Below are 26,213 nucleotides of genomic sequence, written 5' to 3' on the forward strand. Positions count from 1 at the left end.
CGAGGCCGGGGATTTCCGGGCTTCGGCTTGCCCTTGCCCTTCCGCTGGTCCTCGGTGTCATGCTGCCGCACGCCTTCGCCGGTGGCGGTACCCGCCGCTGGTTCGGTGGGCGCGGTGAGAGTCAGCGGGCCGAGGCGCAGGCCGCCAAGGACGCCGCCGCCGCGGCCTTCTACGAGCTCGACACCGCCCAGCGCGGGCTGCGCATCTCCATCGAGACCATCACCGCCGTCGACAGCTCCCCCGAGACGCGCCGCGCCGTCGAGGGCTTCGAGGCCCTCGGGCGCCGGATCGACGAGGTCAGCCACACGTACATCAGCGCCGTCGACGCCCACGACCTCGACCGCGACGAGCTCGACGCCGCGACCGCCGGTCGGGCCCGCGCCGAACTGACCCGCGCCAAGGACGAGCTGGACCGGGTCAAGGGGGAGCTCGACCGGTTCGAGGCGGGCCTCGCTCCGCTGCTCGGGCAGGCCGAGACCCAGCTCGCCCGGCTCGCCCCGGCCGTCGAGCGCGCCCGCCAGGCCCTGCGCGGTGCGAGCGGCGCCCTCGACTCCGTACGGGAGAGCGGGCTGCGCGCGGACGACCTCGCCGCCCGGCTCGCCGCCCTCGGGCCCGAGCTCACCCGGCTCAACGAGGGCGCCGGCCGGCACGGCGTCCCCGAGACCCTCCAGCGCGCCGACCGGGTGCTGCGCGACGCCGAGGCCGTACGGGCCGAGGCCGAGCGGCTGCCCGCGCGGGCCGCCGAGATCGACCGGCGCCTCGTCTCCCTCCGTACCCGCACCGAGGCGCTCACCACCCGCACCGAGAAGGTCGAGCCGGTCCTCTCCGAGCTGCGGCGGCGTTTCACCGCCCCCTGCTGGCAGGACCTCCAGCACGTGCCCGAGCAGGCCGCCGCCACCCTCCGGCAGGCCGAGGAGCGGCTCGCCGAGGCCGGAAAGGCGCGCGCCGAGCAGCGCTGGCCGGACGCGACCTCGCTGCTCTCCACCGTCCGCGCGCTGCTCGACTCCACCGACGAGGCCGTCTCCGCCGCGGGCGACCGGCTGCGTCGCCTCGACGCCGTCGCCAAGGACCCCAAGGCGGAGATCGACCGCGCCCGGTTCGCGGTACGGGACGCCCAGCGCCTCGCGATGACCGGGCGGAACACCCCCGACCCGCGCCACGCCCGGCCCCTCGACGAGGCCGTCGCCCGGCTGGACCGCGCGGTCGACGGCCTGGAGGGTCGCCACCCGGACTACTGGCACTTCCTGACCGAACTGGAGGGCGTACGGGCCACGGCCGCGCACGTCGTCGGGCAGATCCGGGAGGACCGGGGCTCCGGGCATTGAGCCGCGGACGACCCGAGCGCGGGGCCGGGGCCGGAAGACCGGGGCACTCCGGGGTACCTGCCCGTGGCCCCCGGAGCACGGGGCCGGGACCGGGAGACCGGGGCAGCTGCCCGTCGCCGCCCCCCCGGAGCGCGGGACCGGGAGACCGGCGTACCTGCCCGCCGCCCCGGCCCGCGAGGTCGGGGCACCTGCCCCTGGCCGGGCGCAGGCTCTAGCCTGTTCCCATGCCTCGTTACGAATTCCGCTGCCGTACCTGCGGCGACACCTTCGAGCTCAGCCGTCCCATGGCCGAGTCCTCCGATCCGGCCTCCTGCCCCGCCGGGCACGACGACACCGTGAAGCTGCTCTCGGCCGTGGCCGTCGGCGGCTCGTCCTCAGCCCCCGCGCCGAGCGGCGGCGGGGGCGGTGGCGGGGGCGGCTGCTGCGGTGGGGGTTGCTGCGGCTGAGACGCCTCAGCCGGCGGCCGCCGCCCTGAAGCGGCGCAGGATCTCCTCCCCCGCCGCGACCCCGCGTTCCGCGAGGACGTCGAGGTGGGGGGCGGTCCAGTCGCTGTCGGCCAATTCGCCGTGGCCCGGGCGCCAGGCCCGGTCCGCGGCGAGCAGCAGGTCGGCGTCGAGGAGGGAGTCGCCCGCGGCCAGGGTGAGCGTGGCGCCGATGCGGCGGGCGACCTCGCGGACGGCCGCGCTCTTGGTGAGCGGTTTCGGCACGGCGTACACCTTGCGGCCCTGGAGCGAGACGGTCCAGCCGCGCTCCCCCGCCCAGTCGCCGAAGCGTCCCAGCCAGTCCTCGGGGAGCCGTTCCCGCTCGACGACGAGGTAGGCGAACAGGTCCTCGGCGACGCGATGCTTGCGTACCCAGGACAGGTCCGTGGTGGCGGTGAGGTAGGCGCGGATCTCGGAGAGCGGCGCGCATTCCTCGGCGAGCCTGCGCAGTACGGAGGCGTGCCAGTCGGCGTCGGTGACGCCGTCGACGAGGATGTGGCCGCCGTTGGCGCAGATCGCGTACTTCGGTGCGGTGCCGGGGAGTTGGATGCGCTGGTACTGCTTGCGCGTCCGGGTGGTGGTGGGGACGAAGACGGTTTCGGCGGTCAGCCGCGCGAGCAGGTCGGCCGCGTCCTCGGTCATGTAGGAGAGCGGCTTCGACTCGTGGACCTCGACGCAGAGCAGCCGGGGCGCCTGGGCGTCGGGCATGCCGAGGGCGAGGGCCGCGGACGAGTAGATGAGGGTGCGGTCGAGGTCGCTCGCGACGAGCGTCGACGCCGCCCGGGGGCTCGGGATCGTGCTCACTGGGACACCACCGCCCTGCCGTCGGCTCCTGTCGCACCCCTGGTGTACTGAGGGTGTATCAGGCCGACGCAGCTGTACGGGAGTTCGTCGACGAACTCGACCGGTACGCCGCGCTGCTCGGCGAGCAGCCGGACGTGCGCGAGGTCGGCGTCGGCGCCCCGCTTGGCGAGGATCTTCCAGGGAACCCGGCGGAGCAGGACGCGGGTGGTCTCGCCGACGCCCGGCTTGACCAGGTTGACGTCGTGGATGCCGTACTCCTCGCTGATCCGCTCCACGGCGGCCCAGCCCTCCCAGGTGGGAGTGCGGTCGGCGGCCAGGAGTTCCTTGGTGTCGGCGTCGACGGCTCCGCCGACCTCGTCGAAGCGGGCGGCGACGGCGTCGAGGAAGTCGTTGGAGACATCGGCGCCGGCCAGCTCGCGGTAGAACTTCCCGCCGTGGAAGTCGTCCGGTCCGACGAGGTCGGCGCGGAGGACCGTACGGGATATCAGGCCGGAGACCGTGGAGTTGAGGCAGGCGGAAGGGATGAGGAAGTCCTCGCGCGTGCCGTACGTACGGACGCAGGAACCGGGGTCGGCGAGGACCGCGATCTCCGGGTCGAAGCCCGTGACACCCTCGGCCGCCTCGAACTCCTTGATGGCATCGGCGAGTTCGCGGGTGATGGCACCCTTTCCGGTCCAGCCGTCGACGAACACGACGTCCGCCGGGTCGTGGTGGGCGGCGAGCCAGCGCAGGGCGTTGGCGTCGATGCCGCGGCCACGCACGATGGAGACGGCGTAGTGCGGGAGTTCGAGACCGTGGCGGGCCTGCGCCCAGCGGCGCATGAGGACGCCGACGGGGGTACCGGCCCGCGCGAGCGAGACGAGAACCGGGCGGCGGCCCGGCCGTTCTGCGAGGACGGTCTCGGTGACGGTGCCGACGGCGCGGGCGATCCGGGCGGCGGAGGTCTCCAGGGCCGTGTGGAACAGCTCCTGGTAGCGGTCGCTGGGCTGGTACTCGACGGGGAGCGACTCGGCGTAGTGCGCGCCGCCGCTCTGGATGGCTTCCTCGCGTTCCTCGGTGGGCGCCTCCAACTCGACGTCCGAGAGGTCCTGGAGCAGCCAGCCGACCTCCTCGGGTGCGTACGACGAGAAGGCGGGGCCGCGGAGGGGCTCGGGCAGCATGGAGCTCCTTTCGGGAGCTTCGGTGACCTGGGGCGGGTACGGAGAGGCGTTCGGCGTGGCCTCGTGTGCCTTGTGTGCCTCGTGTGCCTCGTGTGCCTCGTACGGGGAGTGCGGCGCGGGCGCCGGTGTGTACGAGGGGACGACGGCGAGCACGACGCGCGGGATGTGCGCGGCGAGCTGGGCGAGCAGGCCGTCCGGGGCGTGCAGGGCCGGGGTGTCGGCGGAGGAGTCGACGACGAGGGCGACGGCTTCGAAGCCCGCGCCGGCCACGTTGTAGGCGTAGCGCTCGCCGGGGCCGTCGGCGGGGTCGTCGTGGGCGGGGAAGACGAGCCGGGTGCGTATCGCGTAGCCGGGGTCGTCCACGGCGAGGACGGGCGAGCGGGTGGTGGTGGAGTAGCGGACGTCGAGTCCGGCGTCCTCCAGGGCGGTGCCGAGGCGCAGCGGCGCGTACATCAGCTCCTCGAAGCCGAGGACGAGGACGCGGGGTCCTGCGGTGCGGGGCCCTGCGGGCGGCGCGGCGAGGGTGCCGGTCCCTTGCTCCACGGCCGGACCGCCCAGCGCCTCGGCGATCCTGCCCGCCATGGCGGGCAGTGCCGCCTCCAGGCGGTCGCGCTGGTCGGGCGTGAAGCCGTGCCGTCCGCCGTCGGGTACGTCCTCCGGCCAGTCCAGCGCCACGCGCACGGGATCGTGCCGATGCGGGGCCGCGGCGGATCCGGCAGCGATCCCGGGCCCGGAGCCTGAAGCGGACACCGAGCCGTGGTCGGGACCGGGTCCGGATGCGGGCGTCGAGCTGCGGGCGAGCCCGGAGCTGGATGCGGAGCCGGCGGCGGACGGCCCTCCCGCGCTCGGCGGCTCGTACGCCCGCTCGTGTTCCGCCACCAGCGCCTGGCCCTTCTCCAGGACCCCTTCCGGGAGGCGTACGGTCCCGGCGGCGCCGGATATCAGGTCGACCCGGGCGCCTATCTCCGTGGCGAAGGCGTCCAGGCGGCCGAGGTCGGCGGCCGAGCGCATGTCGACGAGGGCGACGACGACGTACCGGTCGCGGGGGTAGCGCTCGTGCAGGGCCCGCACGGTGTTGAGGACGGTGTTGCCGGTGGAGAACTCGTCGTCGACGAGGACCAGCGGCCCGTCGCCCGCGAGGAGCTTGGGGTCCTCGGGCAGCAGCAGGTGCGAGGTGGCGTGCGAGTGGGACTCCTCGAAACCGCCCGCGCGGGCGACGCCGTCCACCGGCCGCCGGGTGGAGTGGAGGTAGGGGGCGAGGCCGAGGCCGTCGGCGACCGCGTGACCCAGGGCGGTGGCGGTCTCGGCGTACCCGAGGACGACGGAGCGCGCGGCCTCCTCGTCACCGAGGAGCGCGCGGACGCGCCGGCCGAGGTCGAGGCCGGAGCCGTACACCACCGAGGGGCGCTGGGGCACGTGCTTGCCGAGCACGCTGGAGACCAGCAGATGCGCACGCTTGGGGTTGCGACGCAGTGCGAGCCCCAACAGGGCCGGTAGCGCCTCGTCGCCGATCAGTTCGACGCCCAGTCGCTCCGCGACCCACGTTCCGGTCCACACCACGTCGTCGACGTCCCTTCGTCAGCCGGCAAGTCCGGCGGTGAGCAGATCCACGAAGCCGACGTCCTCGTTGGCGACGCCGAAGACCTCGGCGCGCAGGAGGGTGCGCTCGGCCCACGCGCGATGCGGCTTCACTTCGTTCATCTTGTTCGTGTAGGCGGAGCGGAGGACTCCGCCGCCGCCCTGTTCGGGCTGCAGGATGTCCTGGGCGTCGCACCACTCCTCGTGGCTGACCACGGAGAGGGCGTGCACCGGCACCACATGGGTGGGGTGGATGCAGGTCTTGCCGAGCAGCCCGTTGGCGCGGTCGAGTTCGATCTCGCGCAGCAGGCCGTCGAGGTCGTGCTCGATGAGGGCGGTGCGCAGGTCCTCGGCGCGGCCCTCCAGGAAGGGGCTGCGGCGCAGCTGGGGCTTGAACATGCGCTCGCCGAGCCGGAAGTACTCCCAGACGGGTCCGGTGACGGTGAAGCCGGTGCCGTCGGAGCGGCCGAGGACGTTGACGACGTCGGCGATGACGTTGGCGACGATCTTGATGTCGTAGGCGGTCATGTCGGGCGAGCGGCGGAGCCCGTACGCGGAGCAGAAGTCGGTGACGCCGAGGCGCAGGGCCAGGACGCGGTCGCGGTACTTGTCGGTGATCGAGGCGATGCCGGCGAGGGTCTCGGCCCGGGTCTCCAGGTGGAGGAGCTCGGGGGACTCCAGGACGGGCATGGCGAAGAGGCGCCGGCCGCTCGTCCGCTCGGCGTGGGTGAGCGCTTCGAGGAAGGCGCGGCCACGCGTCTCGGTGAACTTGGGGAGTACGAATCCGGACAGCAGGCGGACCGTTTCTCCGAGCCGGTCGACGAGGTCGGTGATCTGGCGCGGATCGCGGACCCGGATGAAGAGCAGGGGGATGTCGGTGGCGGTGTCCGTGGCGGTGTCGGCGTCCGTCACGGCCCCGGCGGCGAGGTCGGCGAACTGGCGGACGAGGTTGTCCTCACCCGCCTCGACGTCGGCGTCACTGATGGAGTCCTCCAGGCAGAGCACCATGGAGACCACTCCACGGGCCGCCTGCTTGCGCACGTCGTCGGCGAGCCGCGGCCGGGTGGCCGGGCTGTAGAGCGTGGCACCCAGGGCCACCGCGAGCGTGCGCGCGGGCGAATCTGCCGTGAACGCGGCCGGTTCCCGGTGGAAGAGACCGGCTCGTGTCGCGGACGGGATGTGCCCGAAATGACGCATATAAGTCCCCCGTCTACCTCTCTGGACCCTGACGACATGTGGCCGGTAATAGTACGTAGGTGCGGGTGTCCGCAGTTCCCTTCGCGTATGAAATCCAGGTAACTCGTCAGCATCTGTCGTCTCGGCCCGGTATCGGTAATGCCCCCGCGTTGTCCGCGGGTCGACCGGGAGGGCAGGATTGCGGTCATGACGCACGCGATGCTGAAGGGCTCCAACGTCCCTCTCGACACCGCGGCCGTACGGGCCGTGCTCCGCTGGACCCCGGGCTCCGGGGTCCCTGACGTGGATGCCTCGGCCCTGTTGCTCGGGCCCTCCGGCCGGGTGCGGTCCGACGAGGACTTCGTCTTCTACAACCAGCCGCGCCACCCTTCGGGCCTGGTGCGACGGCTGCCGAAGAAGCGTGACTCCAAGGGTCTCACGGACACCGTGGAAGCCGACCTCGGCAGCCTCGACCCCTCCGTCGACCGGGTGGTGATCGCGGCCTCCTCCGACGGCGGCACCTTCCGCTCCGTCTCCGACCTGCGGATCCTGCTGTACGACGCGACGGCCGGGCCCGAGGCCGAGGCGCTGGCCCTGTTCTCCGTGACGGCGGAGACGGGCGAGGAGACGGCGGTCATCTGCGGCGAGCTGTACCGCCGCGGGGACGCCTGGAAGTTCCGCGCGGTGGGCCAGGGCTATCCCACCGGCCTGATCGGCCTCGCCACCGACTTCGGCATCTCCGTCGACGAGGACGCGCAGGACGCGGGACAGGACGCCGCGGGACAGGGCACGGCGGCGGGTGCGGCCCAGGGTGCACAGGAGGCCCAGGACGGCCTCCAGGAGGCGCAGGGCGGCTTCCGCGAGGCCCCGGGCGGCCCGGGTGCCGGAGGGGCGGCCCAGGGGGCCACGGCGGCCGTCGTACGCGCCCCCGTCACCCCTGGCCCCGACCTCGACCTGACCGTCGCCCACAGCCCCGTACCGCCGCAGCCGACCATGCCCCCGCCCATGCCCGAGCGGGCGCCCGCGTACGGCTATCCGCAGCCGGTGACCGCCCCCGAGCAGAACCCGGCACCGGAGTTCCGGATGCCGCCCATGGGCCCCCAGTTCGTCCGGTCCTGAGGGTCCTGAGGGTCCTGAGGGTCCCGAGGGTCCCGAGGGTCCCGAGGGTCCTGAGGGTCCTAAGGGTCTTGGCGGCCCTAAGGGCCCAATCGGCCCCGAGGGCCCTGACAGTCCCGAGTGGCCTGCCGGTCCTGCCAGTCCCGAGTGTCCCGAGGGCCTGGGCAACGGCTACGCCTTGGTCTTGTAGCCGCGTCCCCACTGGAGACCCCAGCCGTACAGCCGGTCCAGTTCGGCCTGGAAGCCGTATACGAAGCGCACCTCGCGGCGGACCGTCAGCTCGCCCTTGGCGTTCTCCACGGAGAAGACCGCGCAGGAGCGGGCCTGCGGGGCGCGCTCGTCCAGCTCGATCTCGATCCGCGGGCCGTTGCTCGGGTAGAGCGTGATCTTGGCGTGCGTGCGGTCGAAGGCCGGCGTCTGGTCGTAGATGTACACGAAGAACAGCAGGCGCTTGATCTCGTCCTTGTGGTCCAGGTTGACGAAGATCGTCTCCCCGGACGAGCCGCCGAAGCGGTCGTCGCCGCTGAGCTTTACGTACGGGGCGCCGTTCAGGTCGCCGAAGAAGCCGCCGAGCGGCTGCACGACGCCCTTGCTGCCGTCGGTGAGCTCGTAGAGGCAGCCCAGGTCCAGGTCGACGTTGACCATGCCCTGGGTGTGCGCCTGCACGACCTCGGGCTTGAAGAGCTGGGAGGGGTTGCGGAGCAGTCGGCCGCTCTGGCGGGAGCGTCCTTCGAGGTCGGAGGTCCGCATCCGCCAGGAGAGGTTCACCCGGAGGTTGCCGGTGGCGGCGCCCTGCTTGGTGAGCGAGACGGACGGGCGCCGTTTCGTCAGGTCGATCGTGTTCGACGCGGCGCTGCCCGAGTCGAACTGCGTCGCCGCCCTTCCCGGAAACAGGTTGTCCCAGAAGGCCATGTCGCCTTCACCCCCCACTGATCGCAACCCCACTGATCGCCGGCACCTGGTCGCCGGCCCCGCGCACATGCCTGCGGGGCGGCCGGGTGCACCGGCCGCCCCGCAGAGAAGCGTTCCTCATTGCCGGGGGTGTCACACCCCGGACGACACCTCGGTCTTGTCCCCCGAGGAACCGGACCCGCCCTCGGCCTCCGCGATCGCCTTGTTCCGGCGGACGGAGGACCAGAAGGACCAGGCGATGAGGGTGACACCGATGAGACCGGTGACGACCTCGGGGATCTCGTACCGGATGGTGACCATGAGGAGCACGGCCAGCGCGCCGATCGCGTAGTGCGCGCCGTGCTCCAGGTAGACGTAGTCGTCGAGGGTGCCCTGACGGACCAGGTAGACCGTGAGCGAACGGACGTACATGGCGCCGACGCCGAGGCCGAGCGCCATCAGGACGATGTCGTTGGTGATGGCGAAGGCGCCGATGACACCGTCGAAGGAGAAGGAGGCGTCGAGGACCTCCAGGTAGAGGAACATGAAGAAGGCGGCCTTGCCGGCCAGCTCCACGACACCGACCTTCTTGCCGCTGCGCTTGGCCTCTTCCTCGGCCTCCTGCTCGCGCTCCTCCTCCTCTTCGAGCTTGTTCTCGAAGTAGCCCGAGAGGCCGCCGACGATGAGGTACGTGATGAGGCCGAAGACGCCCGAGAGCAGGACGGTCGCCGACTTGTCGACGTGCATGCCGCCGTGCTGGTGGGCCTGGGTCGCGAAGGTCATGGCGCTGGCCGCCAGGACGATCAGGGCGATGCAGACCGACAGCATGTCGACCTTGCCGAGCTTGGCCAGCGGGCGCTCCAGCCAGCCGAGCCACTTGATGTCACGGTCCTCGAAGATGAAGTCGAGGAAGATCATCAGGAGGAACATGCCACCGAAGGCCGCGATCGACGGGTGGGCGTCGGTCACGAGCTGCTCGTAGCGCTCGGCGTCGTTGAGGGCGAGATCGACGGCCTCGATCGGGCCGATCTTGGCACTGATCGCCACGATCACGACGGGGAAGACCAGACGCATGCCGAAGACGGCGATGAGCACACCGACGGTGAGGAAGATCTTCTGCCAGAAGGCATTCATCTTCTTCAGGATTCCGGCGTTGACCACTGCGTTGTCGAAGGACAGCGAGATCTCGAGGATGCACAGGATCGCGACGATCCCGAACGCTTCCCACCCCCCGTAGAGCACCGCTGCGACCAGACCGAGCGCCGTGATGGCGAACGACCAGCCGAAGGTTTTCAGAACCACTGTCTACCCCATCGTGAAATTACATGGCTTTACGAAACGTTGACCCCGAAGTCTAGAGCGATGCCCCGCAGCCCCGACGCGTACCCCTGGCCGACGGCGCGGAACTTCCATTCGCCGTTGTATCGGTAGAGCTCGCCGAAGATCATCGCCGTCTCGCTGGAGGCGTCCTCGGAGAGGTCGTAGCGCGCGAGTTCCTGGCCGTCCATCTGGTTCACCACGCGGATGAACGCATTGCTGACCTGGCCGAAGCTCTGACCCCGGTTGTCGGCGTCATGGATCGATACCGGGAAGACGATCTTGTCGCAGTGGGCGGGCACCTTGGAGAGGTCCACGATCAGGGACTCGTCGTCCCCGTCACCCTCGCCGGTGAGGTTGTCGCCGGTGTGCTCGACGGAGCCCTCGGGGCTGCGCAGCTGGTTGTAGAAGACGAAGTACTCGTCCCCGAGGACCCGTCCGGCCTGGCACAGCAGCGCGCTGGCGTCGAGGTCGAAGGGGGCTCCGGTGGTGGAGCGCGCGTCCCAGCCGAGCCCGACGAGGACCTGGGTGAGGTTGGGTGCGGCCTTGGAGAGGGAGACATTGCCTCCCTTGGCGAGCGTGACGCCCATGATTCGTTTCCTCCCCGGTGGTGATGAGGCACGTCCGGCGCCGCACGGGATGTGTGCGGCGCCGGACGGTTGGAACGGTTCGGCTCAGACTTGGACGCCGAAGTCCTGCGCGATACCGCGCAGGCCCGAGGCGTAGCCCTGGCCGACGGCGCGGAACTTCCACTCGGCGCCGTTGCGGTACAGCTCGCCGAAGACCATGGCGGTCTCGGTCGAGGCGTCCTCCGAGAGGTCGTACCGCGCGATCTCGGCGCCGCCGGCCTGGTTCACGACGCGGATGAACGCGTTGCGCACCTGGCCGAAGGACTGCTGGCGGTTCTCGGCGTCGTAGATCGACACCGGGAAGACGATCTTGGTGACATCGGCCGGCACGGTGGCCAGGCTGACCTTGACCTGCTCGTCGTCGCCCTCGCCCTCGCCGGTGAGGTTGTCACCGGTGTGCTCGACGGAGCCGTCGGCGCTCTTCAGGTTGTTGAAGAAGACGAAGTCCTGGTCGTTGCGGACCTTGCCCTCCGCGTTCACCAGGATGGCGCTGGCGTCGAGGTCGAAGTCCGTACCGGTGGTGGTGCGGACGTCCCAGCCCAGACCGACGGTCACGGCGGTGAGGCCAGGGGCCTCCTTGGTCAGCGAGACGTTGCCGCCCTTGCTGAGGCTGACTCCCACGAGTCCCTCCATGTGGTTTCCAGGGGCAGCGCCCCCAGTCGTGCGTTGGCATCGGATCAACGAGTGGATCCTAGTGACGGGTTCCCGCTCGAAACAGTCGATTCGCCCGGTGAATCCGGGTGTCGGGTCAGATCGAGGCCTGGACCGCGGGTCGGACCGGGGATCGGATCGCGTCGAGGGCCTTGAGGTACTCGCCGAGGTCACGGGCGTCCGGCAGGGCGTTCACGACGGTCCAGCGGACGACACCCTCCTTGTCGATGATGAAGGTGCCGCGCACCGCGCAGCCCTTCTCCTCGTCGAAGACACCGTAGGCACGGGAGGCCTCGCCGTGCTTCCAGAAGTCGGAGAGCAGCGGGAACTCCAGGGATTCCTGTTCGGCGAAGACGCGCAGGGTGTGGATGGAGTCGTTGGAGACGGCGAGGAGCTGGGTGTCGTCGTCGACGAATTCCGGAAGGTTGTCGCGCAGCTCGCGGAGCTCACCCGTGCAGACGCCGGTGAAGGCGAAGGGGTAGAAGAGCAGCACCACGTTCTTCTCGCCGCGGAAGTCGGAGAGCCGCACGGTGCGCCCGTGGTTGTCCTTGAGCTCGAATTCCGGGGCCTCGGCGCCGACCTCGATCGCCATCGCGTACGCATCCCTTCGGCGGGGCCCTGACCTTGGGCCGAATCGGTGAACCCCACCCTACGGCCTGTGCGCACAGGCCCCCGCGAGGCCCGGCGGGCCGGCGCGCACGAAAGCCCCCGTCGGCGGACCGGCGGGGGCTACTCGCAGCGTGGTGATCAGCGCTTGGGGGCGGTCAGGCGGGTGCCCGTCCAGTCCTTGGCGACGCTGATGCTCTTGGTCTGGGAGAGACCAGCTGTCTGCGCGGCATCGTTGATGTCGCTCGGCTCGATGTAGCCGTCGCGGCCGGTCTTCGGCGTCAGCAGCCAGATGGTGCCGCCGTCTTCCAGAAGACCGATGGCGTCCACCAGGGCGTCGGTGAGATCGCCGTCCTCGTCGCGGAACCACAGCACCACGGCGTCTGCGACGTCGTCGTACTCCTCGTCCACGAGCTCGGCCCCGATGATGGACTCGATACCTTCACGGAGATCGTGGTCGACGTCGTCGTCGTAGCCGATCTCCTGGACCACCTGTCCGGGCTCGAACCCCAGCCTGACGGCCGGGTTGGTCCGCTCCTCCGCGTGGTCCGCGGTCGCGCTCACGGCTTGCCTCCTGCTCATTCGGTAAATGCTTGGGCCGCACGTGGGCGCGCGGCGCTGGCCGTAGTCCACACGTGCCGGGGTGGATCGCGCAAGTACCCGGCCGTGGAGACCGCCGAAACGGTGACGTTTGGGGCCGTCTCGCCGCAACTTCCGGCACCGTAGGGACCCCGCTCCGTGATCAGGCACACATGATTCATCCCGGTTTACGGACTTCTGAGGTTTCAGTCTGCCGAACGCCCGGACGAAACGCATGCGCGGGTTGAGCGTAAGGTTGCGATTTGACCCACCCAGACACGTGGAGGACACCGCTGGGGGTTACCCCTCGGTAAATGTGACGTCTGGCGCAGACGGGGTACACGATGGACATCCCGACCACTTCGTGTGGCCCCGTGGGCACCACCGAACAGCGAAGGAAGAGCGTGGCTCCCGGATCCGATCGCAACCCGATCATCATTGGCGGCCTTCCCAGCCAGGTCCCGGATTTCGACCCGGAAGAGACCCAGGAATGGCTCGACTCCCTCGACGCGGCCGTCGACGAGCGGGGCCGTGAGCGCGCCCGCTACCTCATGCTCCGGCTGATCGAGCGGGCCCGCGAGAAGCGCGTGGCCGTGCCCGAGATGCGCAGCTCGGACTACGTCAACACGATCGCCACCAGGGACGAGCCCTTCTTCCCCGGCAACGAGGAGATCGAGCGCAAGGTCCTGAACGCCACCCGGTGGAACGCGGCCGTGATGGTCTCGCGCGCCCAGCGTCCCGGGATCGGCGTCGGCGGTCACATCGCGACCTTCGCCTCCTCCGCCTCGCTGTACGACGTCGGCTTCAACCACTTCTTCCGCGGCAAGGACGAGGGCGACGGCGGCGACCAGATCTTCTTCCAGGGGCACGCCTCCCCCGGCATCTACGCCCGCGCGTACCTCCTGGACCGGCTGGACGACACGCAGCTCGACGGCTTCCGCCAGGAGAAGTCGAAGTTCCCGAACGGGCTCTCGTCGTACCCGCACCCGCGCCTGATGCCGGACTTCTGGGAGTTCCCGACGGTGTCGATGGGCCTCGGCCCGCTCGGCGCGATCTACCAGGCCCGGATGAACCGGTACATGGAGGCGCGCGGGATCGCCGACACCTCCAAGTCGCACGTCTGGGCGTTCCTCGGCGACGGCGAGATGGACGAGGTCGAGTCGCTCGGCCAGCTCTCCATCGCCGCCCGGGAGGGCCTCGACAACCTCACCTTCGTCGTCAACTGCAACCTCCAGCGGCTCGACGGCCCGGTGCGCGGCAACGGCAAGATCATCCAGGAGCTGGAGTCGATCTTCCGGGGCAACGGCTGGAACGTCATCAAGCTGATCTGGGACCGCTCCTGGGACCCGCTGCTGGCGCAGGACCGTGACGGCATCCTGGTCAACAAGCTGAACACCACCCCGGACGGCCAGTTCCAGACGTACGCCACGGAGACCGGCGGCTACATCCGCGACCACTTCTTCGGCGACGACCACCGACTGCGGGCGATGGTCGAGGGCATGACGGACCAGCAGGTCCTGCACCTGGGCCGCGGCGGTCACGACCACAAGAAGATCTACGCGGCCTACGCGGCGGCGAAGGCGCACGCCGGCCAGCCGACGGTGATCCTCGCCCAGACCGTCAAGGGCTGGACGCTGGGCCCGAACTTCGAGGGCCGCAACGCGACGCACCAGATGAAGAAGCTGACGGTCGACGACCTGAAGCGCTTCCGCGACCGGCTGCACATCCCGGTGACCGACCGGCAGTTGGAGGACGGCCTGCCGCCGTACTACCACCCGGGCAGGAACTCCGAGGAGATCCAGTACATGCACGACCGCCGCAAGGCGCTGGGCGGGTACGTCCCCACCCGGGTCGTGCGGGCGAAGCCGCTGATCCTCCCCGACGACAAGACCTACGCGGCCGCCAAGAAGGGCTCCGGGCAGCAGTCGATCGCCACCACCATGGCCTTCGTCCGCATCCTGAAGGACCTCATGCGGGACAAGGAGATCGGCAAGCGCTTCGTGCTGATCGCCCCCGACGAGTACCGCACCTTCGGCATGGACGCGTTCTTCCCGAGCGCCAAGATCTACAACCCGCTGGGCCAGCAGTACGAGGCGGTGGACCGTGAACTCCTCCTCGCCTACAAGGAGTCGCCGACCGGCCAGATGCTGCACGACGGCATCTCCGAGGCCGGCTGCACGGCCTCGCTGATCGCCGCGGGTTCGGCGTACGCCACGCACGGCGAGCCGCTGATCCCGGTGTACGTCTTCTACTCGATGTTCGGTTTCCAGCGGACCGGCGACCAGTTCTGGCAGATGGCCGACCAGCTGGCCCGCGGCTTCGTGCTCGGCGCCACCGCCGGCCGTACGACCCTGACGGGCGAGGGCCTCCAGCACGCGGACGGCCACTCGCACCTGCTCGCCTCGACCAACCCGGCCTGTATCGCCTACGACCCGGCGTACGGCTTCGAGATCGCGCACATCGTCAAGGACGGTCTGCGCCGGATGTACGGCTCCGAGGCCGAGGACGTCTTCTACTACCTGACCGTCTACAACGAGCCGATCCAGCACCCGGCCGAGCCGGCGGACGTGGACGTGGAGGGCATCCTCCAGGGCATCCACCGCTTCAAGCCGGCCGAGGCGGGCACCATCCCGGCGCAGATCATGGCCTCCGGCGTCGCCGTGCCGTGGGCGATCGAGGCGCAGCGGATCCTCGCCGAGGAGTGGAACGTACGGGCCGACGTCTGGTCAGCGACCTCCTGGACCGAGCTGCGCCGCGAGGCCGTGGCCGTCGAGGAGCACAATCTGCTCCACCCGGACGAGGAGCAGCGCGTCCCGTACGTGACGCGCAAGCTCCAGGGCTCCGAGGGCCCGTTCGTGGCGGTCTCGGACTGGATGCGGGCGGTGCCGGACCAGATCTCCCGCTGGGTGCCGGGCACGTACGGCTCGCTGGGCGCGGACGGCTTCGGCTTCGCGGACACGCGGGGCGCGGCCCGTCGCTACTTCCACATCGACGCCCCGTCGATCGTGCTGGCCGTGCTGACCGAGCTGGCTCGCGAGGGCAAGATCGAGCGCTCGGCCCTGAAGCAGGCGGTGGACCGCTACCAGCTGCTCGACGTGGCGGCCGCCGACCCGGGCCCCGCGGGCGGCGACGCCTGATCCGGTAGCCCTCGGGCGGTTGCCCGGTAGCACGGCGCACCTGGTGAGGGGCGGTGGGACCTCGGTCTCGCCGCCCTTCGTCGTTCTCTACGATTCCCCGCATGAAGGATCGCTGGGAAGAACGCACGCAGGCACCGCTGCTCGTGCTGGCCGTGGCGTTCGGTGTCGCCTACGCCGTGCCGATCGTGGCTCCCGGCGCCGCACCCTGGGTGCACCGGCTGTGCACCCATGTCGAGTGGGCGGTCTGGGCGGCCTTCGCCCTCGACTACGTGGTCCGGCTGGCGATCGCCCCGGCCCGCTGGGCCTTCGTCCGCTCCCATCCCCTCGATCTGCTCGCGGTCCTGCTGCCGATGGTGCAGCCGCTGCGGCTGCTGCGGGTCGTCTCCACACTCCTCCTCGTCGGCCGGCGGGCTCGGATGGCCCCGCAGATAACACTCACCACCTATGTGGCGGGGGCGGTCGTCGGACTGATGATGTTCGGCTCGCTGGCCGTGCTGCACGTCGAGCGGGATGCCCCGAACGGCAACATCAAGACGCTGGGAGACGCCGTCTGGTGGTCGTTCACCACGATGACCACGGTCGGCTACGGCGACCACGCCCCCACCACGGGTCTGGGCCGGGTCCTCGCGGTGGGCCTGATGCTCTCGGGCATCGCCCTGCTCGGTGTCGTCACCGCCAACATCGCGGCCTGGTTCATCTCCCGCTTCGACCGCGACGACGCGGTGGAGCGCCGGCAGACCGAGCTTCTGGAGGCGCTGACCCACGAGGTCCGCGAACTGCGCGCCGAGGTCGCCCGGCTGTCGGGCCCGGCGGAGGCAGCCCCTTCCCCGGACGTGCCCGCTCCGACCGCCGCCCCGGCCGCCCCTCCGGCCGGCGCACCGACCGCGCATCCGGCCATCGCCCCTACCGCTCCCACAGCTTGAACGCTCTGACCTCGTAGGGCGCCTGCGGCACCCAGGTCCCGCGCCCCGGGTAGGTCTCGAACTCCCCCGTCTCCGCGCACTCGGCGGACTGGTACGTGGTGACCGGCCGCCCGGTGCGGTTGGCGAGGGACTGGGCCGAGGTGCCCGGCGGCAGTGCGACACAGCTCTCGATGTCGGTCGTGGCCAGCTCGTGGCTCTGCGCCCTGCCCTTGAAGTCGGGCTTGGACCACAGGCAGAGCCGCCCCGGACCGCAGGCCCCGAGAGCGGTCCCGGACGGCACGGCTGCCGCCGGGGCCGCCGGGAGCGCGGTCAGGAGTGCGGTCAGGACGGCCGCGACGGCGAGCGTGGTCTTCGTACACATGCTGACGTACATGCTGATCAACCCCCGTTTGATTACTCTCTGTAATCAAAGCATGGCGGGGGCCACCCGACGACGGAAGAGGGGCCGCCCCCGTTCACGCGAACGGGTGACGGCCCCTTACGGGAACCCCGACGGACGTCAGATGTGACCGCCCATGCCGCCCGCCTCCGCGTTCTCGCCGCGCTTGGTGAGCGTGGCGACGAGGGCGGCCACGACGGCGACGGCACCGGCGACGGTGAAGGCCAGGCCCATGCCGTCGAGGAAGGTGTCGTGGATGACGCCGGTGATCCGCTGGAGGAGATCGGGGGTCATCCCCGGCGCCGCGGCCAGCTCCGGCGGGGCCATGCCGAACTCGGCGGCCTGCTCCAGCTGCGGGTTGACCGGGGCCGGGATCCCGGCCTCCTTCCAGTTGCCCTCGAAGGCACCGGCGACCTTGGAGGACATGACGGCGCCGAGCACCGCCGTACCGAGCGCGCCGCCGACCTGCATCGCGGCCTGCTGCAGACCGCCGGCCACGCCGGACAGTTCGAGCGGCGCGTTGCCGACGATGACCTCGGTGGCGCCGACCATGACCGGGGCGAGCCCGAGGCCGAGCAGCGCGAACCAGAGCGACATCACGAAGGTGCCGGTGCCGGCGGAGAGCGTGATCATGCCGAACATGGCGACGGCCGTGCAGACCATGCCGCCGACCAGCGGCACCCGCGGGCCGAACTTGGTGATCAGCGCGCCGGCCAGCGGGGAGGAGACGATCATCATCGCGGTCAGCGGCAGCAGGTGCAGACCGCTGTCGACGGGGCTGAGCCCCTTTACGCCCTGGAGGTAGAAGGTCACGAAGAACAGGCCGCCCATGAAGGCGAAGGCCATCAGGACCATGAGGACCACACCGGCCGAGAGCGGCACGGAGCGGAACATGGCCAGCGGGATCAGCGGCTCCTTGACCTTGGTCTCCCAGAGGGCGAAGACCGCGAAGAGCAGCACGGCGCCGAGCAGGCCGCCCCAGGTCTTGCCGCTCGACCAGCCCCAGGACTCGCCGGCCTTGATGAGGCTCCAGACGAGGGAGGCCATGGCGCCGGAGAGCAGCAGGATGCCGAGGATGTCGAAGGAGCGCGGCGCGTTCTCCGCGCGGTGGTCCTTGAGGATGACCAGGCCGAGGACGAGCGCGACGACGCCCACCGGCACGTTGATGAAGAAGACGGACTGCCAGCTGACGTGCTCGACGAGCAGGCCGCCCACGATCGGGCCGCCCGCGGTGGACGCGCCGATGACCATGCCCCAGATGCCGATGGCCATGTTGAGCTTCTCGGCGGGGAAGGTGGCGCGCAGCAGGCCGAGCGCGGCCGGCATGAGCAGGGCGCCGAAGAGGCCCTGCAGGATGCGGAAGACGATCACGGCCCCGATGGAGTCGGAGAGGCCGATGGCGCCGGAGGCGAGGGCGAAGCCGGCGATGCCGATGAGGAAGGTCTGCCGGTGGCCGAAGCGGTCACCGAGCTTGCCGGCGGTGATCAGGGCGACGGCGAGCGCGAGCAGATAGCCGTTGGTGATCCACTGGACCTGGGCGAGGGAGGCGCCGAGGTCGGTCTTGATGGCCGGGTTGGCGATGGCGACGATCGTGCCGTCGAGCGCGACCATCATCACGCCCACGGCCACGCCGAACAGGGTCAGCCAGGGGTGGCCGCGCAGTCCCTTCGCCGGGACCGGTACGGGTTCCCGGGCGTCCCCCTGACCCTGCGGGGCCTTTTCCACGGTGGTCTGACTAGTCATACGAAAGAGGCTAGTGACAGTCACTGACAATTGACAAAGCGATTCACACGTCGGTAACTGTCACGTAGCTCACAGGTACGCTGAGCTGGACGAAATGCGCGAAAAGAGGACCCCGACGTGACCCTGCCCGGCCTGCGTGAGCGGAAGAAGCAACGCACGCGCGACGCGCTGACCCGGGTGGCCCTGGAGCTCTTCACCGCCCAGGGGTACGAGGGGACGACCGTCGACGAGATCGTCGACGCGGTCGAGGTCTCCCAGCGCACCTTCTTCCGGTACTTCTCCTCCAAGGAGGAGGTCGCCTTCGCCGTCCAGCAGATGGTGGAGGAGCGCTTCGTCGAGGCCCTCGGGCAGCGGCCGCCCGGAGAGGGCCCTCTCGACGCGATGCGCAACGCCGTGCTCTGCGCCTGGGACACCATCGGCGACGCCATCACCGAGGTCGTACCGGTCGAGCTGTACCTGCGCAGCTACCAGATGATCGAGTCGACGCCCGCGCTGCTCGCCGTCCATCTGCGCCGCTCCACCGAGATGGAGGAGACCATCGCCCGGATCATCGCCGAACGCGAGGGCCTCGACGTCGACCGGGACCCGCGCCCCCGGATCGCGGTGGCGGCGTTCAGCGGTGTGATGCGGGTCACCGGCCAGCTGTGGGGCCGGGGTACGGATCAGAGCCTGGAGGCCATCCGCGACCTCACCGAGGAGTACCTCGACCACCTCGGCCCGGCCCTCACCCCGCACTGGCGGAACCGCCCGGACGAGCGGGAAAACGGGGCCCGGTAGAGCCGGATCCGCGAGGTCGCGGCGCTGCCCGCGGGAGTGGATCCGCGAGGTCACGGGACCGCCCCGCGAAAGCCGATCCGCTGGGGGCACCGGGCCGGGCCGGCCAAACCTGATCCACGAAAGTTCACCCCCGCACCGTAGGGTGGCCGCCCGTGACCCCAGTCGAAGCCGCCTCCCCCACGCTGGTCGTCGTGCGCACCCTGCTCGCGCTCGCCGTCGTGTTCGTGCTGCTCGCGACCACCGGGTGGACGACGATCAAGCACCGTCCCGTGCCCGGCCCGTCCCGTGAGGCCGCGCTCGCGGCCTGGGCGCGCGACCGACTCGACCAGCGTCCGCTGCCGGGCCCGGACACCCCCGCCCGGGGCATCGCCGCGTTCTTCGCCGGGCTCGGCCAGGCGCGCGCGGCCGGGCTCGCCGAGCGGCATCCGCTCGTCGTCGGCAATCTCGACGGCGCCCCCGTCGCCCTGCGCTACCGCGCCAACCGGATCACCCTCGGCCGCGCGCTCTCCTCCGAACGGGGCAGGGTCCACGACACGAGGCTCTCCGCCGAGGGCCGGCACGAGGCGCAGCGCCGGCTCGACCGATTCCGCTCGCTGCTGCGGCCCGGCCGGCAGATCCTCGCCTTCGACCCGACGGGTACGGGGCGGACGGCCGAGGTCCTCGGGGACCTGGAGCGGGCCCGGCGCGTCTCGGTGATCGTGCCCGGCGTCGACACCAATCTCCTCACCTTCCAGAAGACCCACGGCCGGTACGGAGCTCCCGCGGGCATGGCCGAGGCGCTCTACGGCGCCGAGCGGCGGGCCTCCCCCGGCGCCCGGGTCGCCGTGATCGCCTGGGCCGACTACACGACGCCCGTCGGGGTCGGTGTCGACGCGATGACCGGCCGGCTCGCCGAGGGTGGCGCCGAACGCCTGGTGAGACTGACCGAGGCACTGCCCGGGGACGCACGCGTGGCGCTGTTCTGCCACAGCTACGGCTCCGTGCTCTGCGGGGTCGCGGCGCCCCGGCTGCCCGCCCGGGTGACGGATCTGGCCGTGGCCGGAAGCCCGGGGATGCGGGTGGAACGGGCGGCGGAACTCGACACCCGCGCGCGCGTGTGGGCGATGCGGGACGCCGACGACTGGATCGCGGACGTGCCGCACCTGGAGGTGGGCGGTGTCGGGCACGGCGCCGACCCGGTGGCCCCGGAGTTCGGCGCCCGGCTGCTCTCGGCGCGGGGGGCAATCGGCCACAGCGGCTATTTCGAGCCGGGCACCGAGAGCCTCGGCAACTTCGCCGCGATAGGCGCCGGCTCCTACGGGAACCTGGTGTGCGCACGTGCCGACAGCGCTTGCCACGACGGAATATCCGGCACGGAAGGGCGCTGACGCGCGTAGATCACGTAATTTCGGGACCTATCACGGGGGCGACGCGCGGGCACACGCCGCTTACGATGAGGCGTATGGGTGATGTGCTGGCCGGAATTCATGCCACCTGGGAGTTCGAGAGTGACGCCCTCGTCATCCGCTTCGACCGGGGGAACCGTGCGCCAAGGCTGTTCAACGCGCTGCGCGAACGACGAGTACCGCACGAGGCGCTGGCGTCGGTGACGCTCTCGCCCGGCAAGCGGGGCACCGTCGTGCTGCACGCCGTGCCGAGACCGGGCGCCGATCCGCTGATGGAGGCGGCCGCAGGGCAGCTCGCGGAGAACTGCGATCCGTACCGCCTGGTGCTCCCGGCGGACCACGAGACGCTCGCCGAGTACTACCGGGACGAGCTGCGTGCGGGCGTCGCACGGCGGAGCCCGTACGCCGAGGAGCCGTCGGGCGACCCCGACCTCCCGGGCGCCGCCGAGGTGACGCCCGCCGACCGTTTCCTCGTGGCGCCGCCGCAGGGTCCGCAGTCCTTCAAGGCGTACGACGGGAAGGCGAGCTTCGACGGGCAGTCGGAGGTCACGTTCCGCTGGTCCTGGACGGGGGCGTCCTCGGAGAAGTGGAAGGCGGGTGACCAGTTCTTCCACGTACGGGATCTGTGCGGGGTCGAGTGGCGCTCGCCGGACGTCCTCGACGGGCATCTGCGTCTGGTGCCGCGGGGCGGCGAACCCCGGGCGTCCCAGGCCGACCGGGACCCCGCCTCCGTCGTCTTCGGCCTCGGCTACGGGCCGGTGCACCTGTCGCTCCCCTTCGCGGCGGCGGTCCTCGCGGCGATCAGGACCTCGGACCGCGTGCCCGCGCGTGTCGCCGCTCCCGGGGCCGTCGCCGAAAGGATTCGGCACCTGGGTGAACTGCACCAGGCGGGACTGGTGACGGACGAGGAGTTCTCGGCGAAGAAAGCGGAACTCCTCGCGGAGCTGTAGCCGGACGGTGCGCGACCGCGCCCCGGCGTCATACCCGGGTATCAGGTCGGAGCCCGGTCCCCGGTATGACGTCGGGGGCCCGGCCCGCTGCCTACCCTGAGCTGGTCATGCCTACCGAACCGCGGCACGAGCTGCCGCCCACCCTCCGACAGCTCAGCACCCGGACACGCGAGACGTTCCAGGGGCTCGGGATTTCGCTCACCACCCCCACCACACCGGGGGCGCCCCTCTTCGCCGACGCCTCCTCACGGTGGGTGCGGCTGCTCCCGTACGTCGTCGCCCTCGCCTTCGTCGCCTCGCTCCTCCCCAGCACGGTCCTGCTGCTCGCCGGGGACTACGGCGTCAACGGCGGCCTCGCGGGGGCCATCGCCACCGCGCAGACCGCGCCGCTGCTGCTCGCCGTCGCCCGTCCCCTGCAGGCCTGGTGGGTCATCTTCGCCGCCGATGTCCTCGGCGCCGTCGTGCTGCTCGCCGCGGACGGCCCGCGCGCCGAGTTCTGGCCCTGGACCCCGCCGATCGTCATCGGCTACTGCGCGCTGATGATCGCGCTCGGGCTGCGCGAGTCCCGCCGGGCGCTGTTCGGCGTCTGGCTGGCGACCGGCGCCGCCGGGTACGTCCTGGAGGTCTTCAAGCCGTCCGGGTACACCAGCCTCCACACCCTGCTGCTGGTCCTCAGCGGGGTGCTGCTCCTCTTCACCTCGGCGGTACGCGCGCGTGGCGACGCCCAGCGGCGGCTCGTCGAGCAGGAGACCATCAGCGAGGCGGAACGCTCCCGCCGCACCCTCCTGGAGGAGCGGGCCAGGATCGCGCGCGAGCTGCACGACGTCGTGGCCCACCACATGTCCGTGATCACCGTGCAGGCCGATTCGGCCCCGTACCGCATCCCCGACCTCCCCGACGCGGCCCGCGAGGAGTTCACCTCGATCGCGGCGAGCGCGCGCGAGTCGCTGGCCGAGATGCGACGGCTGCTCTCGGTGCTGCGCAGTGACGGCAGCGAGGGCGAGCGGGCCCCGCAGCCGGGCCTGGACCGGGTCCAGCAGCTGGTCGAGGCGACCGTACGGGCCGGGGTGCCGGCCGAGCTGCGGCTGGCCGCCGACCTCGGTGACGTACCGCAGGCGGTGGACCTGTCGGCGTACCGGATCGTGCAGGAGGCCCTCGCGAACATCGTCCGGCACGCGCCGGGGGCGTCGACCCGGGTGTCGATCCGGGCGGACGAGGGATGGCTGACGGTCCTCGTCGTCAACGGGCCCTCCACGGAGGCGGATTCCGCGGTCGAGCGCGGCGCGTCCGGCACCGGGCACGGGCTCGTCGGCATGCGGGAGCGCGTACGGTTGACGGGCGGCTCGCTCGACACCGGGCCGCTGCCCGACGGCGGCTTCCGGGTCGCCGCGCGGCTGCCGCTGACCCCGGACCCGATGCCCTCGGCAGCGGCGAACCCCTCAGCGGCGACGAACCCGACCCCGACCGCCAAGGACTCCGAGTGACCATCCGCGTGATCATCGTCGACGACCAGGCCATGGTGCGGGCCGGTTTCGCCGCGCTGCTCGCCGCGCAGCCCGACATCGACGTCGTGGGCGAGGCCCCGGACGGGCGGCAGGGCGTCGACGTGGCACGCTCGACGCACCCGGACGTGGTCCTCATGGACGTGCGGATGCCGGAGCTGGACGGGCTCGCCGCCGCCCGGGAGATCCTCCACCCGCCGGTCGGGGTCACCCACCGGCCGAAGGTGCTGATGCTGACCACGTTCGACGTGGACGACTACGTGTACGAGGCGCTGCGCGCCGGCGCGTCCGGCTTCCTCCTGAAGGACGCGCCGCCGGCGGACCTGATCGCGGCGGTGCGGGTGGTGGCGGCGGGCGAGGCGCTGCTCGCCCCGTCCGTGACCCGGCGGCTGATCGCCGACTTCGCCGCCTCCCGGCCCGCCCCGCGCAAGGACACCACGGCGCTGCGCCTGAACGGTCTCACCCCGCGCGAGACCGAGGTCCTGGAGCTCATCGCCCGCGGCCTGTCGAACCAGGAGATCGCGGACCATCTCGTCCTCGCCGAGCAGACGGTGAAGACCCACATCGGCCGCGTCCTCGCCAAGCTGGACCTGCGCGACCGGGCGCAGGCGGTGGTCTTCGCGTACGAGTCGGGCCTCGTGACCCCGGGCACGTCCTGACGGCCGGCACCTGGCCGTGCCCGCCCACGCGCGCGCGTAGGCCGCGCCCCCACCTGCGGGAACGGTCCCCCGCACCCGCTACCCCCCGGGGGGAAACCCCACCCCCCGCCTGATGTTGTCCGCTCCTCCACCCCCTACCCCGGTATCGGACCGGAGTTGGCTCCCCGGTGTGACGTGCCGTCACCCGTCGTCTTCCTACCTTCCTCTCGCCAGCGAACGAGCGAGTACCGGAGAGGGAGGGCGACCCCATGCGCCGCATTTCGAGGACCCTGATCACCGCGGCCCTGGTGACCGCCGTGATCGGCGGGACGGCCGGCTGGGCGTCCGGTGACAGCCAGGAGGCCGTGACCGGGGCGCCGGCCGGGACGGCGGAGTGGCGGGCGGCGGGGCTGCCGGACCCCGAGCGGATGGACCCGGCCGGGGTGGCGCGGTTCTTCGCCGGGCTGAGCCCGGCACGGCAGCGGGAGCTGGCCTGGACCCACCCGACGGTCGTCGGGAACCTCGACGGGGCGCCCCTGGAGCTGCGGTACGAGGCCAACGCCCGGGCCACGCACGGGGCGTTCGGCGAGGCGCGGGTCCTCGCCCACGACGCCCGCGGCCGGGGTCAGGTGGCCCTGGTGTACGGGGACCTGGCGCGGGCCGAGCACGTGGCGGTGGTCGTGCCCGGATCCGACATCGACGCGGATCACCTGCGGCCGCTCACGGACATGGCGGCCTCCCTGCGCCGGGCGACCGACGGCCGTACGGCGGTCGTCGCCTGGGCCGGGTACACGACCCCGGTCGGCGTCGGTCTGGACGCGGCCACCGGCCGGCTCGCCGAGGTGGGCGCGGACCGGCTCACCCGGTTCACGGACGGTCTCGCGGCCGTCGGGGCGGCCGAGCCGGCCGTGTTCTGCCACAGCTACGGCTCCGTGGTCTGCGGCCTCGCCGCCCGCGATCTGAAGGCCAAGGACCTGGTGGTCTTCGGCTCCCCCGGAATGCGCGCCGAGAACGTCGACGAGCTCGGCACCTCCGCCCGCGTCTGGGCGGCGAAGGATCCCACCGACTGGATCGACCGGGTCCCGAACGTCGAGGTCGGGGACCTCGGACACGGCGCCGACCCCGCCGACCCGGCCTTCGGGGCCCTCCGGATCGCGGCCGACGACGCGGCCGGCCACGGCGGCTACTTCGCGCCCGGCACCGCCTCCCTGCGCGCCTTCGCCGCGATCGCCGAGGGAGATGTCCGATGAGCACCCTCACGACCATGGCTCGCCGCACGGCCCGGAAGATCGAGTCGGGCACCCCCGCCCACCGTGACCGGGCGATCGACGGGCTGCGCGCCCTGGCCCTGCTCGCCGTGCCCACCGGGCACTGGCTGCTCGGCGGCTTCACGCTCTCCTCGGACGGCGCGATCCACAACGCCAGTCCCCTGGGTACGTTCGCGGGTCTCGCGCCGGTCAGCTGGGTCCTGCAGATGCTGGGGATCTTCTTCCTCGTCGGCGGCTACGCCTCGGTGCTCTCCTACCGGCGCAGGAAGGGCTCCACGGGTGAGTGGCTCAAGGGCCGCGTCGCCCGGCTCGGCCGCCCCGTGCTCGGTGTCACCGCGGTCTGGGCGGCGCTCCTCCCCGTGCTGCACTTCGGGGTCGGGGTGCCCGTCGACAGCCTGCGGACGGCGTCCACGCTCGTGATCCAGCCGCTCTGGTTCGTCGGGGTGTACACGGTGGTCACCGCGCTGACCCCGCTGTGTGTACGGGCGGCCCGCCGCCTCGGGGTGTGGGCCGCGGCCCCGCTGCTCGGCTCGGTCGCCGTCGTCGACTTCCTGCGGTACGGGCCGTACGCCGACGCCGTACCGTCCTGGCTGAGCCTCCTGAACATCCTGCCCGGCTGGCTCTTCGCGTATCAGCTCGGTGTCTCGTGGGGTGAGGGCCGGGTCACCAGGCGGCACGCCTGGGCGCTGCTGGTCGGCGGGGCCGCGCTCTTCGCCGCCCTCCTGCTCGCCTTCGGCTACCCGGCGTCGATGGTCGGCGTCCCCGGCGAGGCCCGCACCAACTCGCACCCGCCGTCGCTGCTCGTGCTCGCCCTCGCCGCCGCGCAGAGCGGCGCGGCGATCCTGCTCAGGGACCGCCTCGGCAGGCTCCTGAAGCGGCCCGCGCTGTGGGCGCCCGTCGTGGTCGTCAACCTCTCGGCGATGACGATCCTGTGCTGGCACCAGACGGCGATGCTCACCGCGGCGATCCCCGCCTCGTACCTCGGGGAGATCCCGGGCCTGGTCGGGGCGCCCGATTCGGTCGGCTGGATCCTCGCCCGGCTGGCGTGGATGCTGGTGTTCGCGGGACTGCTCGTCCTGATCGGGCGGTACGCGCGCGGGTTCGAGTCCCCGTGGGCGAAGACCGGCCCGGGCCGCCGCACCCTGGCGGGGCTGCTGGCGGCGGGGTTCGCGGTCTTCGCCCTGGGCCTCGCGTGAC

General features: G+C 71.6%; 23 protein-coding genes. 12 read left to right on the top strand and 11 right to left on the bottom strand.

Annotated elements, in window-relative coordinates:
* The first annotated feature begins 11 nt into the window (after window positions 1-11).
* A complete protein-coding gene (locus OG514_RS05520; protein WP_266900756.1) occupies window positions 12-1,325 on the top strand; it encodes a hypothetical protein in 1,314 nt (437 codons plus the stop codon).
* Between the two features lie 224 nt (window positions 1,326-1,549).
* A complete protein-coding gene (locus OG514_RS05525) occupies window positions 1,550-1,771 on the top strand; it encodes a zinc ribbon domain-containing protein (protein WP_266891432.1) in 222 nt (73 codons plus the stop codon).
* A 6-nt stretch (window positions 1,772-1,777) separates the two neighbouring features.
* Here OG514_RS05525 and OG514_RS05530 read toward each other — a convergent pair whose 3' ends face one another.
* From OG514_RS05530 to OG514_RS05540, 3 genes are read right to left on the bottom strand one after another with little or no spacing between them, the layout of a single operon-like run.
* Window positions 1,778-2,611 carry an HAD family hydrolase gene (locus OG514_RS05530; RefSeq protein ID WP_323181478.1) on the bottom strand — a complete coding sequence of 278 codons (834 nt, stop codon included), beginning with the start codon at window positions 2,609-2,611 and terminating at the stop codon, window positions 1,778-1,780.
* On the bottom strand, window positions 2,608-5,331 hold the full coding sequence (locus OG514_RS05535) for a phosphoribosyltransferase (protein ID WP_266891434.1): 2,724 nt from the start codon (window positions 5,329-5,331) through the stop codon (window positions 2,608-2,610). Before OG514_RS05535 ends, OG514_RS05530 begins: the two co-directional genes overlap by 4 nt.
* An 18-nt stretch (window positions 5,332-5,349) precedes the next feature.
* Window positions 5,350-6,546, bottom strand: coding sequence for an HpcH/HpaI aldolase/citrate lyase family protein (locus tag OG514_RS05540; RefSeq protein WP_266891435.1), 1,197 nt, complete (start codon window positions 6,544-6,546; stop codon window positions 5,350-5,352).
* A gap of 177 nt (window positions 6,547-6,723) precedes the next feature.
* On the opposite strand from OG514_RS05540, the gene OG514_RS05545 reads away from it, so the two are divergent.
* Window positions 6,724-7,644 (top strand): TerD family protein, encoded by a 921-nt coding sequence (locus OG514_RS05545; protein WP_266900758.1) that lies wholly within the window; start codon window positions 6,724-6,726, stop codon window positions 7,642-7,644.
* Between the two features lie 168 nt (window positions 7,645-7,812).
* On the opposite strand, the gene OG514_RS05550 is transcribed toward OG514_RS05545, so the two are convergent.
* From OG514_RS05550 to OG514_RS05575, 6 genes are all read right to left on the bottom strand, one after another.
* Entirely contained in the window at window positions 7,813-8,553 is a 741-nt protein-coding gene (locus OG514_RS05550; protein ID WP_266891437.1) for a Tellurium resistance, read from the bottom strand.
* 132 nt (window positions 8,554-8,685) lie between these two features.
* Window positions 8,686-9,834, bottom strand: coding sequence for a DUF475 domain-containing protein (locus OG514_RS05555; protein WP_266891439.1), 1,149 nt, complete (start codon window positions 9,832-9,834; stop codon window positions 8,686-8,688).
* A gap of 29 nt (window positions 9,835-9,863) precedes the next feature.
* On the bottom strand, window positions 9,864-10,439 hold the full coding sequence (locus OG514_RS05560; RefSeq protein WP_266891441.1) for a TerD family protein: 576 nt from the start codon (window positions 10,437-10,439) through the stop codon (window positions 9,864-9,866).
* Window positions 10,440-10,523: 84 nt separating this feature from the next.
* A complete protein-coding gene (locus OG514_RS05565; protein WP_266891443.1) occupies window positions 10,524-11,099 on the bottom strand; it encodes a TerD family protein in 576 nt (191 codons plus the stop codon).
* 127 nt (window positions 11,100-11,226) lie between these two features.
* Entirely contained in the window at window positions 11,227-11,721 is a 495-nt protein-coding gene (locus OG514_RS05570) for a peroxiredoxin (RefSeq protein ID WP_266891445.1), read from the bottom strand.
* A gap of 155 nt (window positions 11,722-11,876) precedes the next feature.
* Complete coding sequence (locus tag OG514_RS05575) at window positions 11,877-12,299, bottom strand: DUF3052 domain-containing protein (protein WP_266891447.1); 423 nt, start codon at window positions 12,297-12,299, stop codon at window positions 11,877-11,879.
* A 419-nt stretch (window positions 12,300-12,718) separates the two neighbouring features.
* On the opposite strand from OG514_RS05575, the gene aceE reads away from it, so the two are divergent.
* Together aceE and OG514_RS05585 are read left to right on the top strand one after the other, a co-directional pair.
* Window positions 12,719-15,451, top strand: a complete 2,733-nt coding sequence (aceE, locus tag OG514_RS05580; RefSeq protein ID WP_266891448.1) for a pyruvate dehydrogenase (acetyl-transferring), homodimeric type — start codon at window positions 12,719-12,721, stop codon at window positions 15,449-15,451.
* 101 nt (window positions 15,452-15,552) lie between these two features.
* Window positions 15,553-16,374 carry a potassium channel family protein gene (locus tag OG514_RS05585; RefSeq protein WP_266891450.1) on the top strand — a complete coding sequence of 274 codons (822 nt, stop codon included), beginning with the start codon at window positions 15,553-15,555 and terminating at the stop codon, window positions 16,372-16,374.
* On the opposite strand, the gene OG514_RS05590 is transcribed toward OG514_RS05585, so the two are convergent.
* Together OG514_RS05590 and OG514_RS05595 are read right to left on the bottom strand one after the other, a co-directional pair.
* Window positions 16,355-16,747, bottom strand: coding sequence for a peptidase inhibitor family I36 protein (locus OG514_RS05590; protein WP_266891452.1), 393 nt, complete (start codon window positions 16,745-16,747; stop codon window positions 16,355-16,357). The genes OG514_RS05585 and OG514_RS05590 overlap by 20 nt on opposite strands.
* Before the next feature lie 126 nt (window positions 16,748-16,873).
* On the bottom strand, window positions 16,874-18,496 hold the full coding sequence (locus OG514_RS05595; protein WP_266891454.1) for an MFS transporter: 1,623 nt from the start codon (window positions 18,494-18,496) through the stop codon (window positions 16,874-16,876).
* A 117-nt stretch (window positions 18,497-18,613) separates the two neighbouring features.
* On the opposite strand from OG514_RS05595, the gene OG514_RS05600 reads away from it, so the two are divergent.
* The 7 genes from OG514_RS05600 (at window position 18,614) to OG514_RS05630 (ending at window position 26,212) form a co-directional block, all read left to right on the top strand.
* On the top strand, window positions 18,614-19,273 hold the full coding sequence (locus OG514_RS05600) for a TetR/AcrR family transcriptional regulator (RefSeq protein WP_266891456.1): 660 nt from the start codon (window positions 18,614-18,616) through the stop codon (window positions 19,271-19,273).
* A 152-nt stretch (window positions 19,274-19,425) separates the two neighbouring features.
* Window positions 19,426-20,640 carry an alpha/beta hydrolase gene (locus OG514_RS05605; protein ID WP_266891458.1) on the top strand — a complete coding sequence of 405 codons (1,215 nt, stop codon included), beginning with the start codon at window positions 19,426-19,428 and terminating at the stop codon, window positions 20,638-20,640.
* Between the two features lie 74 nt (window positions 20,641-20,714).
* On the top strand, window positions 20,715-21,608 hold the full coding sequence (locus OG514_RS05610) for a DUF4429 domain-containing protein (protein WP_266891460.1): 894 nt from the start codon (window positions 20,715-20,717) through the stop codon (window positions 21,606-21,608).
* Between the two features lie 107 nt (window positions 21,609-21,715).
* Complete coding sequence (locus OG514_RS05615) at window positions 21,716-23,092, top strand: sensor histidine kinase (protein WP_266891462.1); 1,377 nt, start codon at window positions 21,716-21,718, stop codon at window positions 23,090-23,092.
* Entirely contained in the window at window positions 23,089-23,769 is a 681-nt protein-coding gene (locus OG514_RS05620; protein ID WP_266891464.1) for a response regulator transcription factor, read from the top strand. The genes OG514_RS05615 and OG514_RS05620 overlap by 4 nt, the downstream gene beginning before the upstream one ends.
* Window positions 23,770-24,017: 248 nt before the next feature.
* Entirely contained in the window at window positions 24,018-24,998 is a 981-nt protein-coding gene (locus OG514_RS05625; protein WP_266891466.1) for an alpha/beta hydrolase, read from the top strand.
* Window positions 24,995-26,212, top strand: coding sequence for an acyltransferase (locus OG514_RS05630; protein ID WP_266891468.1), 1,218 nt, complete (start codon window positions 24,995-24,997; stop codon window positions 26,210-26,212). Before OG514_RS05625 ends, OG514_RS05630 begins: the two co-directional genes overlap by 4 nt.
* Window position 26,213 lies beyond the last annotated feature (1 nt).

The sequence above is a fragment of the Streptomyces sp. NBC_00572 genome, from assembly GCF_026341815.1.
GTDB lineage: Bacteria > Actinomycetota > Actinomycetes > Streptomycetales > Streptomycetaceae > Streptomyces.

Coding starts and splice junctions, on each gene's coding strand:
- OG514_RS05525 (WP_266891432.1), top strand. CDS start 1,550: ATGCCTCGTTACGAATTCCGCTGCCGTACCTGCGGCGACACCTTCGAG.
- OG514_RS05540 (WP_266891435.1), bottom strand. CDS start 6,546: ATGCGTCATTTCGGGCACATCCCGTCCGCGACACGAGCCGGTCTCTTC.
- OG514_RS05550 (WP_266891437.1), bottom strand. CDS start 8,553: ATGGCCTTCTGGGACAACCTGTTTCCGGGAAGGGCGGCGACGCAGTTC.
- OG514_RS05560 (WP_266891441.1), bottom strand. CDS start 10,439: ATGGGCGTCACGCTCGCCAAGGGAGGCAATGTCTCCCTCTCCAAGGCC.
- OG514_RS05570 (WP_266891445.1), bottom strand. CDS start 11,721: ATGGCGATCGAGGTCGGCGCCGAGGCCCCGGAATTCGAGCTCAAGGAC.
- OG514_RS05585 (WP_266891450.1), top strand. CDS start 15,553: ATGAAGGATCGCTGGGAAGAACGCACGCAGGCACCGCTGCTCGTGCTG.
- OG514_RS05590 (WP_266891452.1), bottom strand. CDS start 16,747: ATGTACGTCAGCATGTGTACGAAGACCACGCTCGCCGTCGCGGCCGTC.
- OG514_RS05595 (WP_266891454.1), bottom strand. CDS start 18,496: ATGACTAGTCAGACCACCGTGGAAAAGGCCCCGCAGGGTCAGGGGGAC.
- OG514_RS05610 (WP_266891460.1), top strand. CDS start 20,715: ATGGGTGATGTGCTGGCCGGAATTCATGCCACCTGGGAGTTCGAGAGT.
- OG514_RS05615 (WP_266891462.1), top strand. CDS start 21,716: ATGCCTACCGAACCGCGGCACGAGCTGCCGCCCACCCTCCGACAGCTC.
- OG514_RS05625 (WP_266891466.1), top strand. CDS start 24,018: ATGCGCCGCATTTCGAGGACCCTGATCACCGCGGCCCTGGTGACCGCC.
- OG514_RS05630 (WP_266891468.1), top strand. CDS start 24,995: ATGAGCACCCTCACGACCATGGCTCGCCGCACGGCCCGGAAGATCGAG.